General features: G+C 46.7%; 15 protein-coding genes. 3 read left to right on the top strand and 12 right to left on the bottom strand.

From position 1 onward, the window contains the following. Positions 1 to 5: 5 nt before the first annotated feature. Positions 6 to 293 (bottom strand): putative quinol monooxygenase, encoded by a 288-nt coding sequence (locus Q0757_RS03150; RefSeq protein WP_298784662.1) that lies wholly within the window; start codon positions 291 to 293, stop codon positions 6 to 8. 173 nt (positions 294 to 466) lie between these two features. On the opposite strand from Q0757_RS03150, the gene Q0757_RS03145 reads away from it, so the two are divergent. Beyond that, positions 467 to 2,140: a M20/M25/M40 family metallo-hydrolase gene (locus Q0757_RS03145; protein WP_298784660.1), complete on the top strand. Its 1,674-nt coding sequence runs from the start codon at positions 467 to 469 to the stop codon at positions 2,138 to 2,140. Positions 2,141 to 2,183: 43 nt separating this feature from the next. On the opposite strand, the gene Q0757_RS03140 is transcribed toward Q0757_RS03145, so the two are convergent. Further along, positions 2,184 to 2,654, bottom strand: coding sequence for a GNAT family N-acetyltransferase (locus Q0757_RS03140; protein WP_298784658.1), 471 nt, complete (start codon positions 2,652 to 2,654; stop codon positions 2,184 to 2,186). Positions 2,655 to 2,877: 223 nt separating this feature from the next. Between Q0757_RS03140 and Q0757_RS03135 the strand changes: the two genes are divergently transcribed. Further along, positions 2,878 to 3,384 (top strand): VOC family protein, encoded by a 507-nt coding sequence (locus Q0757_RS03135; protein WP_298784656.1) that lies wholly within the window; start codon positions 2,878 to 2,880, stop codon positions 3,382 to 3,384. Positions 3,385 to 3,426: 42 nt separating this feature from the next. On the opposite strand, the gene Q0757_RS03130 is transcribed toward Q0757_RS03135, so the two are convergent. The 10 genes from Q0757_RS03130 to sigW all read right to left on the bottom strand — a co-directional run bounded on the left by Q0757_RS03130 (position 3,427) and on the right by sigW (position 15,634). After that, positions 3,427 to 5,127, bottom strand: a complete 1,701-nt coding sequence (locus Q0757_RS03130) for a methyl-accepting chemotaxis protein (protein WP_298784654.1) — start codon at positions 5,125 to 5,127, stop codon at positions 3,427 to 3,429. Between the two features lie 141 nt (positions 5,128 to 5,268). After that, a complete protein-coding gene (locus Q0757_RS03125) occupies positions 5,269 to 5,796 on the bottom strand; it encodes a D-lyxose/D-mannose family sugar isomerase (RefSeq protein ID WP_298784652.1) in 528 nt (175 codons plus the stop codon). A gap of 19 nt (positions 5,797 to 5,815) precedes the next feature. Next, positions 5,816 to 6,685 carry an SDR family oxidoreductase gene (locus Q0757_RS03120; RefSeq protein WP_298784650.1) on the bottom strand — a complete coding sequence of 290 codons (870 nt, stop codon included), beginning with the start codon at positions 6,683 to 6,685 and terminating at the stop codon, positions 5,816 to 5,818. Between the two features lie 144 nt (positions 6,686 to 6,829). Continuing rightward, positions 6,830 to 7,786 (bottom strand): calcium/sodium antiporter, encoded by a 957-nt coding sequence (locus Q0757_RS03115; RefSeq protein WP_298784648.1) that lies wholly within the window; start codon positions 7,784 to 7,786, stop codon positions 6,830 to 6,832. Between the two features lie 339 nt (positions 7,787 to 8,125). Beyond that, positions 8,126 to 9,928: a glutamine--fructose-6-phosphate transaminase (isomerizing) gene (gene glmS / locus Q0757_RS03110; RefSeq protein ID WP_298784646.1), complete on the bottom strand. Its 1,803-nt coding sequence runs from the start codon at positions 9,926 to 9,928 to the stop codon at positions 8,126 to 8,128. A 541-nt stretch (positions 9,929 to 10,469) separates the two neighbouring features. Next, positions 10,470 to 11,816 (bottom strand): phosphoglucosamine mutase, encoded by a 1,347-nt coding sequence (gene glmM, locus Q0757_RS03105; protein WP_298784644.1) that lies wholly within the window; start codon positions 11,814 to 11,816, stop codon positions 10,470 to 10,472. A 43-nt stretch (positions 11,817 to 11,859) separates the two neighbouring features. Beyond that, positions 11,860 to 13,416 carry a YbbR-like domain-containing protein gene (locus Q0757_RS03100; RefSeq protein ID WP_298784641.1) on the bottom strand — a complete coding sequence of 519 codons (1,557 nt, stop codon included), beginning with the start codon at positions 13,414 to 13,416 and terminating at the stop codon, positions 11,860 to 11,862. Further along, a complete protein-coding gene (cdaA, locus tag Q0757_RS03095; protein ID WP_022794289.1) occupies positions 13,409 to 14,227 on the bottom strand; it encodes a diadenylate cyclase CdaA in 819 nt (272 codons plus the stop codon). The genes Q0757_RS03100 and cdaA overlap by 8 nt, the downstream gene beginning before the upstream one ends. Positions 14,228 to 14,412: 185 nt before the next feature. Continuing rightward, positions 14,413 to 15,051 (bottom strand): anti-sigma factor, encoded by a 639-nt coding sequence (locus Q0757_RS03090; protein ID WP_298784635.1) that lies wholly within the window; start codon positions 15,049 to 15,051, stop codon positions 14,413 to 14,415. A gap of 16 nt (positions 15,052 to 15,067) precedes the next feature. Beyond that, positions 15,068 to 15,634 (bottom strand): RNA polymerase sigma factor SigW, encoded by a 567-nt coding sequence (gene sigW / locus Q0757_RS03085; protein WP_298784633.1) that lies wholly within the window; start codon positions 15,632 to 15,634, stop codon positions 15,068 to 15,070. A 233-nt stretch (positions 15,635 to 15,867) separates the two neighbouring features. Here sigW and Q0757_RS16990 point away from each other — a divergent pair, with 233 nt between their 5' ends. After that, entirely contained in the window at positions 15,868 to 16,092 is a 225-nt protein-coding gene (locus Q0757_RS16990) for an aspartyl-phosphate phosphatase Spo0E family protein (RefSeq protein ID WP_366139511.1), read from the top strand. The last annotated feature ends 114 nt before the right edge of the window (positions 16,093 to 16,206 follow it).

The following is a 16,206-nucleotide window of genomic DNA, read 5'->3' as shown; positions in this document are numbered from 1 at the left end:
TTCGTTTATTCCACTGGTTTCAATTTATACACTTCTCTTGATACGACAAGATTTTCTGTATTCTGCCGGTAGGCCTGATAATGTTCAGTCTGAATATGCTGCTGCACGGCCTCTTCATCCTTCCACTGTTCGGAAAAGATAAATACCCCGTCCTGCGCTTCCGATTCATACAGAACATATTCTATACAGCCTGCTTCTGCCCGGGACGGGGCCAGCGCCTTTTTCAGCTCTGTTTTCAAAGCTTCTTCTTTTCCCGGCTGTGCCTGCAGAAATGCTTTAATGGTTACTGTCATGCATCTTCCTCCTTTATATGTTTATTATACGGCGACCCTGCTCATTTCTGCACAGCTCAGGCCTTGAGATATAAAACAATCCTTCGCAGGAAAATTCACTTCTTTGCTTACTTTGACAGATTCATGCAGTAGAATAAAAGACAACAGCAATTATTGCGGCGAGGTGATCAGCAGTGTACGAAAACTTACAGGCTCTTACTACAGCAGAACAGGCGGAGTACCTTACAGAATACCTGGTGGAGTGGAACAGCGTGAACGCGTCAGATGGCGAAGTATCGATCGCCCACGAGCTCTACCGCATCCTGCATACGTTTCCTTATTTTCAACAGTTTCCGGAACGCTTATGGATAGAGCCGGTTCACGGGGACCCCCACGGGCGCCAGAACGTGTTTGCCTTTATCAAAGGCCCGTCTGCTTCAGCTCAGACGATTCTTTATCATTCCCACATCGACACCGTAGGGATTGAGGACTACGGAAATATTAAACACCAGGCCTGTTCCCCAAAAGAACTGCTTCCTTACTTTCAAAGCTATACAAATGACCCTGAAGTGCAGGCAGACGCCCAAAGTGGAGACTGGATGTTCGGACGCGGGTCCGTCGATATGAAAAGCGGCATCGCTGTACATATCGTGAACCTGCTTTATTTCTCGGAGCATCCGGAAGAACTTGAGGGCAATATTCTGCTTCTACTGAACCCCGATGAAGAAAGCGAGCATTGCGGCCTTATCGGCGCGCTGCCTGTCCTTCGTGATTTAAAGCTTTCTCACGGCCTTCAGTACCTCCTCGCGATTAATAACGACTTTATCGCTCCTTTGTATGAAGGAGATACGACAAAATACATCTATACAGGAACTGCGGGAAAACTGCTGCCTGCCTTTTTCGTTTTTGGGCGCGAAGTGCATGTCGGTGATACGCTTGCCGGCGTAGATCCTAATTTCGTTGCCGCTAAACTGACAGAGCGCATCCACAACAATTATGATTTAACCGAACATATTCCCGGGGAACTGATTCTGCCCCCGACATGTCTTTACCAGCGTGATACGAAGGAAAGCTACACTGTTCAGACTGCTTCAGGCAGCCGGCTGTATTTTAATTACTTTTTATACGAAACCACCGCAGAACAGGTAACCGAACAAATGCTTCAGGCAGCGCGGCGGGCAGCCGAGGAATCGGAGCAGTATTTTGCCTCTCAATATGACAGATACATTGAGACCACCGGCTTGCCTCCAAAAAATATTTCCTGGGAAATAGACGTTAAGACGTATGAGAACTACCGCATTGAGCTTGAACAAAAGGGACTCGACACACAGGCAGCCATTCAGGCAAGGCTTGCTGAAACCGCCGGCATGGACCTCCGGCTGCGAAGCTTTGAATTAGTGCACGCATTGCGTGAGCTCGACCCGGATAAAACACCGCAGATCATTTTCTTTTACGCCCCGCCGTTTCTGCCGCACAATTATTTAACAGACGCCAATAGCCGGCACCGGGAGTTGAAGGCATCACTTTCCTCTATTCTTCGGGACAGTTCGGCCAGTACTGGAGAAATATTCGAGATGCGTAATTTCTTTCCCTATTTGTCCGACGGCAGCTTTTTGTCCATTCAGGAATCGGATGCGGAGCTGGAGCCGCTCTTAAAAAATTTACCGGAGGGCGACACTCTTTATCCTGTGCCAGTCGATGCTATAAAACAGCTGAATATCTCCTCCATCAACATGGGGGTGTACGGAAAAGACGGACATAAATGGACCGAGAGGGTATACAAGCCTTACTCCTTTCGTGTTCTGCCCGGCTTGATCCGGAACACCACTACCCGGATTCTGCGTGAATTCGCCGCGATAAAAGAATAGGAAAGCGAAAGCCGGCGCTCCGTAAAAAGAGACGCCGGCTGCTTTACAGCTGCTTTTCAAAAAGAATACGATCCTGCTTTTCTCCATCATAGTCAGTATGTACCGGAAGTCCGTTCTCCGTCTTATCACCGGCTATCAGAGTAAACCCCATTGCCTGATGAAAAGCCACTGATCCTTCATTGACAGGCGACGTCACCGCCTGGATGATGCTTCGGCCTTCATCAAGTGCGCAGTCACAAAAAGCGTCATACAGACCTTCTGCAATTCCTTCTCCCCGGTTATCCGGATGAACACCGGCAAAATGTATATAGGCCCCGTCCGTTGTTGTCTGCGACAAAAACCCGACAAGAAACCCTGTCATTTGGCCTTTTTCCTCTGCGATAAAGCTTGTTTCCTGAAAATGGTCAAACAGAAACTTCGGCAGCTTCCCAGCCATATCTCTTCCGCCCCACCATTCGTTAATCACCTGCTTGACCGCATAGTAATCTTCGGACTGTACCCTGCGTATATGCATGGATGTATCCTCCTCTGTTTCATTTTTATGAATGCTCATTCTCCATCTTTAAGTCTGCGACGGCAAGAAAAAGCGAAGCTGCTTTTCCTCTCAGGCCCTGCAGCTATTCTTTCCTTTGACTGTATCACATACCTGCTAACCACAGAACCGCTTCGAAAAAAGCAATCGGGAAGAAATACTCCCTGGAGGATTGCGGTATGATTTACATAGAAGGAGGCGAAGGATGATGACTCAAATTCAAAAAATTACGCCCCATCTTTGGTTCAGCTATAATGCTGAAGAAGCCGTGGATTTCTACACCGGTATTTTTCCTGATTCCAAAGTGAAAAGGGTGGCGTATTACACAAATGAAGGGTACGACGTTCACGGCATGCCAGCAGGAACCGTACTGACGATTGAATTCGACCTGGCAGGCCAGGAATTCATCGCTTTAAACGGCGGGAACCAGCCATTTACGTTTGATGAATCAATTTCTTTTATCGTCAACTGCAGTGACCAGAAGGAAGTCGATTACTACTGGGAGCAGCTTTCTGCAGGAGGTGATGAAAGGGCGCAGGTGTGCGGGTGGCTGAAAGATAAATACGGCGTTTCCTGGCAGGTGCTCCCGGAAATACTAAGCAGGTATTTGACCGATGCTGACCCTGCCAAAGCCGCCAGCGTCATGAAAGCAATGCTTCAGATGAAAAAGATAAATATTTCCGCTCTTGAAAAGGCTTATGAGAATGCATAGAAGCACAGGGACCTTTAGCCTCCGGTGCTTCTTTTTCAGGTCTTAAACCTTAAACGAGCGCACGGAGCGCCCAAGCTCCTCTGCCATATGCGCAAGGGTGTTTGATGCAGATGATATCTCCTGCATGGAAGCGTTTTGCTCTTCAGAGGAAGCAGCTACGCTTTGTGTATGCTCCATGGACTGGTCGGCGATGTCTGCGACCCCCTGCACGGAATGCATCAATGCTTCTGTCTGGGCTGTCATCTGCTCCACAGCTGCCGATGATTCTTCAAGCTGAACGGCGATATCTTTCGTCGATACAGAAATCGACTGAAAGGCACTCTCCGCCTCCTTTACCTGACGGATACCCCCTTCTACGGCTTCTTTCCCGTCCTCCATCGACGTAACCGATTCCTGGATGTCTGCCTGGATATCCTTAATCAGCGAACCAATCTGACTCGCGGAACTGCCGGATTGCTCGGCAAGCTTGCGCACTTCCTCAGCCACTACGGCAAATCCCTGACCGCTTTCTCCCGCGCGTGCAGCTTCGATGGCTGCGTTTAATGCCAGCAGGTTGGTCTGATTGGCAATATTGGTAATCAGCGAAATAATGTCATTTATCTGACCAGACTTGTTTTCCAGGTGATGAATAAACGTTGCGGTATGATTCGTTTTGTTCTGAATCAACGACATCTGTCCGAGCGTCTGCTGAATAACCTGTGACCCGTTTTCCGCCGTTTCGACGTTTATCGACGAGGATTCATTAATTGTCTGGATGTTTCCCGATATACGATCCATGCCGCCGGAAATATCTGCCACCAGCGATTTTGTTTCTCCCACGCTGCGGGCCTGGTGCTCCGCCCCGCCGGCCACCTCCTGCACTGCACGGGACACTTCGTCAGCAGCCGAGCTTGTTTCCTCCGCACTCGCACTAAACTGTTCAGAGGAGGCTGCGACCTGCTCAGACGTGGTTAAGATTTGTCTTACCAATGCACCCAAGTTTTCCCGCATTTGATTGTATCCCGCTGTCAGCCGGCCTATTTCATCATCTGAAGGATCCGAAAGCTTCGTGGTAAAATCTCCCTCGCCTGCTGCTGTCAGCGCACCTGTCACACGTCCGAGTCTTTTAGATATCCTTCGTGAAAATAAAAATACGCCGCCCATCGCTGCAATACCGGCAATCACTAAAGCAATCAAAAAGGTAATGAGTGCGTTACCGGTAATTTCATCCAGTATTTCCTGCGACGCGCCTACGTACCACATGCCGACAGGCTCTCCCGCTTCGTTATAAATAGGTTCATAAGCTGTTTGATAGCTTGTTCCCACTACGTCTGCTTCTCCTGTATACATTTCTTCATCCTGCAGCACCGTTTCCACCACTTCCTCTGACGCCTGGGTGCCGACAGCACGCTCTCCCTCAAGCATCACATTGGTCGTTACACGGGTATCATTCATGAAAATGGTTACGGTGCCCCCGGTCATTTCCCCGATAAAATCAACAATATCGGTGTTTCCGCTGATAGTTGTTTCCCCTTTTATTAAATTCCCATCTTCAATACGCCACTCCCCGGGGTATTCACTATTTATGTATTCATAGCCTAAATTTAAGTCGGAAACCGCTTTTTCTACAGCCGATTCTTCCACGCCCTTTTTTATCTGGTCGAACGTAATAAAACCAATCACAATAGAAAAACCAATGAGAACTGCAGCCATAATTATGTTCAGCTTTGTGCCAAGCGTAAGCTTTTGTATAAATCCTTTCACCGTTTTCCTCCTTAAGCTGATGTCTTACTATTATTATCGTAATAATCACCTCATAGTTTATAGGAAGAAATGGATTTTTATGGATAAAATAAACAAAATCCCTCCCGCCAATATGGCTGAAGGGATGAATGAAGCATATGGTTAAATATCTTTATGCGTGAAAATATCATGGTTATCAGTGCTTGTCGAGGAATACTCTGCGGTTACAGCACCTTCTTCTCCTGCCTGGAACCAATGCTTTGTGTTCGGAGGAATCGTGTATTGATCCCCGGCTGTTAATATAACTTCGTGGGCTGCTGTAAACTGAGCCCTGTCCTGTTCCGGGGGAAGCACCTTTGGATGTGAAGTCTTCTCCCCTTCGATATACAAATAAACGGTTCCAAATTTGCAGCGGAACGTTTCCTGCTTGCCCGGGTCCCCCGATTCCACTGGAGGATGAAGATGCTCAGGGCACGTCTGACGCGGGAAGAGCGCCCATTCTTTAGCACAGTACCGTTCTGTATTAATATACACAAACAGCTGCAGACCCAGTTCGTCCAGACGCCCAAGACCGAAATCATTAATCTGAATATCCCGTATTTCTTCATCTTTCAGCGTAATGTCTGCCAGCCGGAAGTATTCATTTACTTTTCTCTGAACTTCAATCTCTGTTAAATCATTCAGCTTCATAAGGTTCCTCCTCTTTTTCTTAAGATGACGTGTACATACCGCCGTTCACATGAATGCACTGGCCGGTCATGTAGGAGCCTTCATCCGATGCCAGAAGAACATAAGGGCCCATCAGCTCCGAAGGCTGTCCCGGACGTCCCATCGGTGCCGTCGTTCCAAATTCTGCCACGGAATCTTCATCAAAGGTTGAAGGGATTAACGGTGTCCAGATTGGTCCCGGTGCCACCATATTTACCCGTATGCCTTTACCGACAAGGTTGGCTGCCATACTGCGGGTAAAGCCGTTAATGGCTCCTTTGGTGGACGTATAATCAATCAGGTTCGGGTTACCAGTATACGGATTAATGGAAGTAGTGTTGATAATAGAGCTTCCTTCTTTTAAATGCGGAATTGCAAACTTGGTCATATGAAAGACGGAATATAAATTAGTTTTGAATGTTTTATCCCACTGTTCCAGCGAAATGTCCTGCAAATCGCTCGTTGGAAACTGAATCGCAGAATTATTTACAAGAATATCGAGTTTGCCAAATTCATTCACTGTCTTTTCAATCAGTGATTTACACGTTTCTTCCTCCGAGACATCTCCGGGCAGCAGCATAGCCTGTACGCCTTCGTTTTCAATCAGTTTTTTCGTTTCATCGGCGTCGCTCTGCTCTTGCTCCAAATAGTTAATGACTACATGGGCTCCCTCTTTGGCATAGGCGATGGCCACCGCGCGGCCGATGCCGCTGTCACCACCAGTGATCAGAGCCACCCGGTCCGTCAGCTTTCCGCTTCCTTTATAATCGAGCGGCTGGATTGGCAGCGGCTTCATCTCTGACTCAAGGCCTGGCTGCTCGGGCTGGGTCTGCTTTGGCTGGCCATCCTGCTGCTGTTTATTAATATCCATTTATATCAGTGCTCCTTTTTCATTGTTAAGGTAATACTTTTTTAGTTACCTGCTAACAGGAAATAGTAAACATTTATAACCGGAGGCACCTGAAAATGGCATAAAAAAACTGCCCGGAGCTCCCAGACAGTTCAATCATTCTATTTAGTTACGGATAATAATATAAATCAGGTAAATAATATATGCGGCTGCAAGAACAGCGCCTTCCCGGCGGCCAATTCTGAAATTGGTTCTCGAAAAAACGAGCAGCAGCACTGTCAGGATGATCATAAGCGAAATGTCCATAAAAATTTTGCTTTCTACTGCAAGCGGAGAGATTATGGAAGCGGCACCGAGCACAAAGAAAATGTTGAAAATATTGCTTCCGACAATATTGCCGATCGCTATGTCTGTTTCTTTTTTAATCGCCGCCGTAATGGAAGTAATCAATTCCGGCAGGGACGTCCCAATAGCAACGATAGTCAAACCAACCAGTGTTTCACTCATCCCAAACGCAAGCGCAATTTCAGTCGCGCTGTCGACTACCAGGTCCCCGCCAAAAATGATGGCTGCGAGCCCGCCGACGGTCAGCAGTATATTTTTTGTCCACGGGGCAGCCGGAGCACTCATTTGGTTCTCTGACTGGGCAGCCCGGTTCCTTCGGGCCACTTCAAATATATAATATAAAAACACGGTGAAAAACAACAGGAACACAAAGCCATCACTACGTGTGATTACATTTTCACTAAGCGCCTGAAGAGCAGTGTCACTCATTAGAATAAGAAGCGCCACACCCGCAAGCAGTGTGAAAGGAATCTCTTTTCTCACTGTTTCATTTTCGACGGCGAGCGGGGCAATTAATGCCGTTACACCGATCACAAGCGTGATGTTGAAAATATTGCTTCCAATTACGTTACCGAGAGCAACACCGGCACTGCCGTCCAAGGCGGCAAGGACACTCACCGTTGCTTCCGGAGAGCTTGTGCCAAAGGCTACAATCGTCAGCCCGATTAAAAGCGGGGACACCTTTAAATTGCCGGCAATGCTTGAGGCGCCATCAACAAAAAAATCGGCGCCTTTAATCAGGAGTGCAAAACCAATGAGTAAAAACAAATACGCCAACCGCTTCACCCTCACTTTAATATTCTTAAAAAAACTTAATATACTATCTGCAAAGAATTTTCGACTCCCTTGCCCGGGGACTGCTCTGCTTATATCCTTCTGAAATAAGACCATTTTTATATTACTTCAATAACAGAGGGTAAGCGCAATACATCTCCCTTATTATACCTAATTCCGTTAAAGTTTCCTATAAAATATAGTTGATTCAGGCTAAGTTAATTAAAGCTCATATTTCCATTGCCTCTCAATATTTTATTCAACATTAACTTATAAAAAGAGTCCATTGGATTTTTTTCCAATGGACCCTTAGTATATATTGCTGTCCTGCCGAACCTTTGACTATTCGACAGTTACGCTTTTTGCCAGGTTACGCGGCTTATCCACGTCGCAGCCGCGGTGCATCGCTGCATAGTAAGAGATAAGCTGCAGTGGAATGACCGAAACAATAGGCGTCATTACTTCGTGCAGATCCGGAAGTACGATGTTATCGCCTTCCTGGTGATTTGTTTCGGAGGCAATCACGCATGGATTGGCTCCACGTGCCACCACTTCCTGCAGGTTCCCCCGCGTATTTAAATTGACATGGTTCTGCGTCGTTACGGCAATGACAGGGGTGCCTTCTTCAATAAGCGCAATTGTACCGTGCTTCAATTCGCCACCGGCAAATCCTTCAGCCTGAATGTATGAAATTTCCTTCAGCTTTAATGCACCTTCAAGCACCACATGATAGTCAAGTGCACGTCCAATAAAGAAGCAGTTGCGCGTTTCACTCAAATATTCCCTTGCGATGCCTTCCATAACATCTTTTTGGTCACAAAGCGTCTCCATGGCGTTAGCCGCGAGCCCCAGCTGCTGAATAGCATTAAAATCAGATTCAATGCCGCGGGCCCGGGCAATGTCCATAGCAAGAATTGACATTACCGCCATTTGAGCAGTGTAAGCTTTCGTTGAAGCAACCGCAATCTCAGGACCGGCGTACGTATGAAGCGTAAAATCTGCCTCACGGGACAGCGTCGAGCCGGGTACGTTCGTAATCGTGATCGAAGGATGACCCTGTTTTTTCACATTGACGAGAACACCACGACTGTCGGCAGTCTCCCCGCTTTGGGAAATAAAGATAAACAACGGCTTTTCGGAAAGAAGCGGCTGGTTATACAAAAATTCGCTCGCAATGTGTACTTCCACCGGCTTCTGTCCGATTTTTTCAATCATTTCTTTACCTACGAGTCCGGCATGATAGCTTGTACCGGCTGCGAGAATATAAATGCGGTCAGAATAATTAATCGCTGCACGAATATCTTCTTCAAGCTTAATGTCGCCGTCTTCGTCCTGGTATTTCTGGATGATGTTACGAATAACAAATGGCTGTTCATCAATTTCCTTGAGCATAAAGTGATCGTAGGTGCCCTTTTCGGTATCAGATTCGTCAATGTCTGTCACGAAAGGCTCGCGGCTCTGAACAGTTCCTTCCAGGTCTTTTACCTGCACAGAATCACGTGTCACGATAACAACTTCTTCGTCCATAATTTCAATAAACTGCTTCGTCGTGTGAAGCATTGCCATTGCATCCGAAGCAATAACGTTTTTACCTTCTCCTAAACCAACGAGGAGCGGGCTCTTATTTTTTCCGACATAGATGGTTTCTTCATCATCGTTGTCGATTAATGCCAAAGCGTAGGATCCTTTTAGAAGAGCCAGAGTACGCCGGAAGGCAGCTTCTGTGTTAAGCCCTTCCTGGCTGAACTTCTCTACAAGCTGCACGATGATTTCCGTATCAGTCTGGCTGCGAAGAGACACTCTGTCAAGGTAATGCTGCTGGAGCTGCTGATAGTTCTCAATGACCCCGTTGTGTACAAGCGTAAAGCGGCCGCTGATGCTTTGATGCGGATGCGCATTGTCCCGGCTCGGTGCTCCGTGTGTCGCCCAGCGCGTATGGCCGATCCCGATCGTACCATTTGCCTGGCCGTTTACCGTTTCTTCGAGAGCGGCAATGCGTCCTTTTTCCTTGTATACACTAACACCGTCATTGTCTACTACCGCTATACCGGCTGAATCGTAGCCCCGGTATTCAAGCTTATGAAGTCCCTTTAACAAAATGTCCGACGCCTGCTCATTTCCAATATATCCTACAATTCCACACATACGTGGATACCCTCCTATAACCGGCGGAGCATGAGCATATGTCGCGGGACATTTACTGATGCCCCACTCGTCTCGTTTAATTTTTTTATTGATGTTGTTTTCACGGGTGCTCTTTCACAATTTCATTTTCCAGTTTCATGCCTTTGTCCTGGCCTTTAGCCACGAAGTCGCCTTCATGATTTAAGCCAGCACTTTCAGCTGAGACATGCAGCCGGGAGGCATCCGCCGATTAATCGATAAACCTCCACCTCGTCAACTGTTTTGTTTTTCGTTCCAAAACAGCCCTAGCGCTTCAATAATGAAACTTTACTCCTGCTCCTTTCTTCACTAGATTTATACATAATAATACGCTATATGCTTGCTGTAATCAATTGTGAAATTGTGAAATTTTTTCATGCAAATATGTATATTTCCTCTTTTTAAGAAACACTTAATATTAGTCGCAATTTACATAAAAAAGTTACACACCGCATGACCGTTACCGAAATTATTATATTTTAAACATAAAGAACGCCGGGCTCTGCCACCCGGCGTTCTTTACTTATTTATCCAGGCCCATTTCTGCCTGAACTACGTCAGCAATTTCTTTTACGTAATTGTTGCACAGCTCTTCTGTTTCAGCCTCTGCCATCACCCGGACGAGTGGTTCGGTGCCGGAAGGGCGCACAAGGATTCTCCCTTTGTCCCCGGTTTCCGCTTCGATCCGGTCTATTACTTCTTTAACCTTTGGATTATTTTCCACCTCGTATTTATCCGTCACGCGGACATTGACCAGCTTTTGTGGAAATCTCGGCATTTCAGCGGCAAGCTCTGATAATTTTTTGCCCGATTTTTTTACCATATCCACGAGCTGCAGTGCGCTCAGCATTCCATCCCCTGTGGTGGTCAAGTCAAGAAAAATCAGGTGCCCGGACTGCTCTCCTCCCAGGCTGTACCCATTTGTCCTCATTTCTTCCATGACGTGGCGGTCTCCAACTTTTGTCTGCACCGTTTCAACATCAATCTCCTGCAGGGATTTATGCAGGCCGATGTTGCTCATAATCGTCGTTACTACCGTATTTTTGTTCAGCATCAGCTCCTGCTTCAGATGCTTGCCACAGATATACATAATCTGATCGCCATCAACAATGTTCCCGTTCTCATCTACAGCAATCAGCCGGTCTGCGTCGCCGTCAAAGGCAAGACCAAGGTCCGCTCCTTTTTCAACGACGAAGGCAGCCAAAGCTTCCGGATGCGTAGAGCCAACACCCTCATTAATATTAATTCCATCCGGATTGTTTCCAATAGTAGAAATATCAGCCTCAAGATCTGCCATTAAATGCGGAGCTAAAGAAGAAGCCGCCCCATTTGCACAATCAAGAGCGATGTGCAGGCTCGAGAAATCCTCACTGACCGTATTCTTCAAAAACTGGAGATATTTCTGACGACCTTCAAAATAGTCATTAACGCTTCCAAGCTGCCCACCTACCGGGCGTGGCATCTGGTCGTCCCCTTCAAGGTGGCGCTCGATTTCTGCTTCCTGATCGTCATTCAGCTTGAAGCCATCTGCTCCGAAAAACTTAATGCCGTTATCTGCCACCGGGTTATGGGAAGCGGAAATCATAATCCCCGCCTGAGCACTGACTGCCTTAGTTAAATAAGCCACTCCCGGCGTAGTAATGGTTCCAAGACGCATCACTTCCACTCCAATGGAAAGAAGACCCGCGACCATCGCTCCTTCAAGCATTTCCCCGCTGATCCGCGTATCCTTGCCTATTAATACTTTTGGATGTTCATGATCCTTCGTTAACAAATAACCGCCAGCACGTCCGAGCCGGAAAGCAAATTCCGGTGTCAGTTCTGTATTGGCAACACCCCTGACTCCGTCTGTACCAAAATATTTCCCCATGGTTAAATCTCTCCTTTATTCTTACACAATTCCCTGATGGTGTTTACTGCTGTTCCCCGTCCGTTTCAGTATTTTCTTCCGCAGGAACCTCTTCTTCATTTTCTGCCGGTGTTTCTTCTGTACCCCCGGAGCCATCTTCTTCAGTGTTTCCAGATTCTGGTGCCGGCTCTGTTTCTGTATCATTATCCTGTCCATTTGACCCGCTGCCATTTTCTGTATCTTCTGTCGAGCCATCCTGACCGGAAGAATCACCTTCTTCATCATTCTGACCAGAGTCTTCGGGCTCGTCTGTATTTTCGTTCTGCTGCTCTTCCGGCGTCTCACCTTCCGGCTCTGCTTCCTCTTCCGTTTCTTCTCTGCTTTCTTCCTGCTGAAGGGTTACTTCCACATTCTCCCTTGCCGGAGAAATCTGCACTCCTTCCGGCCCGCTCGCTTCCACAGGAAGAATATAGGACTCCTCACTGGAGGAGCCGCTGCCGCTCCAAAGTGCCTCCAGCGTAATATCTTCTGCACTGACACCCTCAAGCGTTCCGGCTGCTCCATATATTTGCACATTCATTTGGCCCGAGGAAGGGTTCACCCAGCTCGTCGATGCACCTGAAGGCAAATTCACAATCGAAATAGGTACGTTTTCAAGCGTAGCCTGATCTTCGCCCTCTATCGTCACAGAGGCGCTTAAATTTTCAGGATTTGTCCGTTGGATGCCGTCCGGAAACTGTACATCCAGTTCATACGTGCCGCTTTCACTAATTTCATTCAGGTTGAGAGATGCATTAATGCTTTCTGTATTTTGTACTGCTTCCTCGCTGCCGTAAATAGTTACTGCTTCTTCGGAAGCTGTGACTTCACTAATTGATGTATCTGCACTTAAATTGCCTGTCCGTTCCACGTTTACCGGCACTTCTTTTGAAGGAGCATCAGCAGATAGCTCCACTGATGCCTCCTGCGGTTCTATATTTACATCCAGCTCGTTGCCCTCCGTATCGAGTGCCGCTACCGGAAAGCTTCCATTAATGTCACCATCTGCTTCAGATACATCCACCTGGGCAACAACCCGGTCAATTTGTTCGATAACAGTACCGGCCCCGCTTACCGTCACTTCCTCAGGGCTGACGGTCGGGTTCCCAAAAGAAAACTCTTCATTTTCCTTTTCGTTCAAAATTTGTGTTTCAAGCGGAAAGGTCGTTTCCTGCTTTTCTTCGAGCGTTACCGTCGCGTATTCCGGTGACGGGGTTACCTCCAGATCTGTCGGAAAATCACGATGACTTACCTGAACGTTATGCGTTCCGGCGCCCAGGCTCTGCATGTCTAAATAAAGTTCATAGCTGTCGGACCGTGACAGGCGAAACAGCATAATAGCCGTCTGCGAACCAGCGAGCGTTACATCTGCATTTTTAGTCATATTTGTAATCGCGTACTCTTCCTCATTGTATTCCGGGGTAATATTCACGTCTTCGATTGTATATGTTTGATCTTCACCGTCTGGTACGACGCCGGCGTTATTTACCGTTGGATCCATATTCACAATTAAGTAAAGCATGACGGCAAAAGCAAGAGAGATAAAGCGGACAAACCACTTATTCGCAAAAAGTTTATCCATCCTTTTTCCCTCCCCACTGCCAAATACTGGATGAGTTATTTTCTGCCATCAAATCTTTTTCAAGCATTTTGCGGAGTGTTTCTTCATCAACATCCCGGTGAAGATCTCCATTTTTGGTAATGGAAATACTGCCGGTTTCCTCCGACACAGCCAGCGTAAGCGCGTCTGTTACTTCACTCACACCAAGAGCGGCGCGGTGCCTGGTGCCCAGCTCCTTTGAAATAAAGGGATTTTCTGATAGAGGCAGATAGCAGGCAGCAGCGGCTATTTTGTTTTCTCTCATCACTACCGCCCCGTCATGAAGCGGAGTGTTTGGAATAAAGGTATTAATTAAAAGTTCTGATGTAATGTTTGCATCCATAGATATGCCGGTTTCAATGTAATCATTCATTCCAGTTTCGCGCTCGATGGAAATCAGCGCTCCAATCCGCCTCTTTGCCATATACTTTGTTGATTTCATAATGGCATCAATCGTTTTTAACGTTTCATCTTCTTCTACATAAGAAGCTCTGCCGAAGAGCCTCCCCCTGCCGAGCTGTTCAAGGGCACGCCGGAGTTCCGGCTGAAAGATAATAATGATGGCAAGCAGTCCGTATGTAACCGAGTTCCCCATAATCCATTGAAGCGTTCGCAGACCAAAAAAACTGCTTATAAACCAAACAGCTAAAATAACAGCAATGCCTTTTACCAGCTGGACGGCCCGAGTGCCCCGGATAATCGTGATCGCTTTGTAAATGACATACGCCACCAGCGATATGTCTACGACAATTCGTATGATGTTGAGTAAATCGAAATCTTGTCCAGCAAACATGGCACTTCCTCCAATTGATTCTATCCCGTAAGCAAAGTAACGGTTATATTATATCACAATCACTTCTATTCTCTGCGTGCTTTATTTGGATTTCCGGCAATTTTATTATGTAGTTTGCGCCCGGATTAATAGGCAAACAGCAGCACGCTCTGATAAAAGCCTGCTGCTGTTTATAAACGCCCGTGTTATGCCGCTTCTTCTTCATCCATGTGCCAGGCTTCCTGACTTATTCGTTTCGTATGGTACCAGATCCACTCAAGCACCTGGTCCACTTCCTCAATATTGCCGGAAACACTTCCAGCCGAAGCCATGTAGGGTTCCCCATTAATCACCGTGAGGTCACCATTGACGTTCCCGTGCACATCAACTTCTCCGTTTCGAACTGTTAAATCTCCCTGCACCGTTTCCCCCTCCGGTATGATTACTGCGTTGTTATCGTAATCAATGTTTACATTTTCTCTATCGCCAGAAACCGTCATCTCAGCCCCCGCCTGATCATTCCAGGCAAACAGCACGCTTGAAGCCATCAGCACAATAAACATGGAAACTGCAACCAGCACAGGATGCTGCCTGGACCATGATTTCCAGGCTGTCCGTTTTCTTTTCTTAGGCAGCTCTTTCATGATGCTGTCGGTAAAAGTTTCTGGAGCCCAAACGTGCGAAGTGCCCTGCACTATCGTTACTGTCCGTTTCAATTCCTGAAGACGGTGTGCACATTCCGGATTTTCTTTGATATACGTGTGAAACTTTTCTTTTTCACGTTCATCCATATCACCGTCAATGTAGCGCTGGATGTACTCTTCCTCCCGCTCGTTTAAAGCCATGGTCCCACCCCCTCATTCACGTGTTTCCCAAATGTTTTCTTAAAGCTTCGCGCCCCCTGTGCACGTGCGTTTTTACCGTGTTTTCGGGAAGATCCAGTATGTCACTAATTTCCTGAATAGAAAGGTCTTCGATGTAGCGAAGAACAATAGCTGTCCGGTATTTCGGCGGCAGCTTCAATATCCCTTCCTGCACCCATTCCTGCATTTCCATTGTTACGACCTGTTCATCCGGCAGCCTGTCCGGCGAGGAAAGCTGCGAATATCCATCAAGTCCTTCCGCCCCGGGTATTTCTGCATCCAGGGAATAGTCCGGCTTTTTCTTACGGAGACGGTCGATACAGAGATTTGTAGTAATACGGAAAAGCCAGGTGGAGAATTTTCTTTTTTCGTCATAGCTTTCAATATTGGCGTATGCTCTTAAAAACGCTTCCTGGGCCATATCCTGAGCTTCATAGGCATTGCCCACCATCCGATAGGCGATTTGGTATACCTTGTCTTTGTACAAATCAACCAATTCCCGGAAAGCGTCCTGATCCCCGTCTTTTTTCACTTCTTTCACTAACCGTTTCACTGTTGCATCCATTTGGCGACCTCCACCTCGTGGGACTATACATACGTTCAATGAGTCTATCCGTTTCATTTATTTAACAGCCTTCGGCTGCTTAACTCATCTTTATTATGGTAATTTTTTCAATTCAGCCAATTGTAACACGATTTCCATTCTCTATCTTTATCCATATTACTATTTATGCACCCTCTAGAACCATAGTCACATTTTGGAAAATATGGCATAAATAACTTTGAAAATGAGTTAAAATGGGTAATAATGTAAACACGCACCATATAGGAGGTGAAGAACGTTTGTCTCAACAATATTTACGGCAGGAAATAGAACAAACAAGAGACAGACTCCATCAACTGACTTCCGATCATACGGCTTCCCTGATTTCGGATGATGTCCTGGCTTTAAGCAAGGAACTGGATGTTCTTTTAAATAAATATGAGCTTATATCCCGTAAAACTCTTATGCGTTCTTCCTAAATGCATAAGAGTTTTTCTATGCCCGCGTATTCTACCATGATTCTTTCAGACATTCATCCCTGGAGGATTAAAAGCCTTAAAATTGACATAAAAAAATCAGCCCTTCAGGCTGAA

Origin of the sequence: uncultured Marinococcus sp., from assembly GCF_947493875.1 — a bacterium.
In the GTDB taxonomy this organism is placed as follows: domain Bacteria; phylum Bacillota; class Bacilli; order Bacillales; family Marinococcaceae; genus Marinococcus.
The sequence above is the reverse complement of the archived record's forward strand: the minus strand, read 5'-3'. Positions and strand labels throughout refer to the sequence as shown.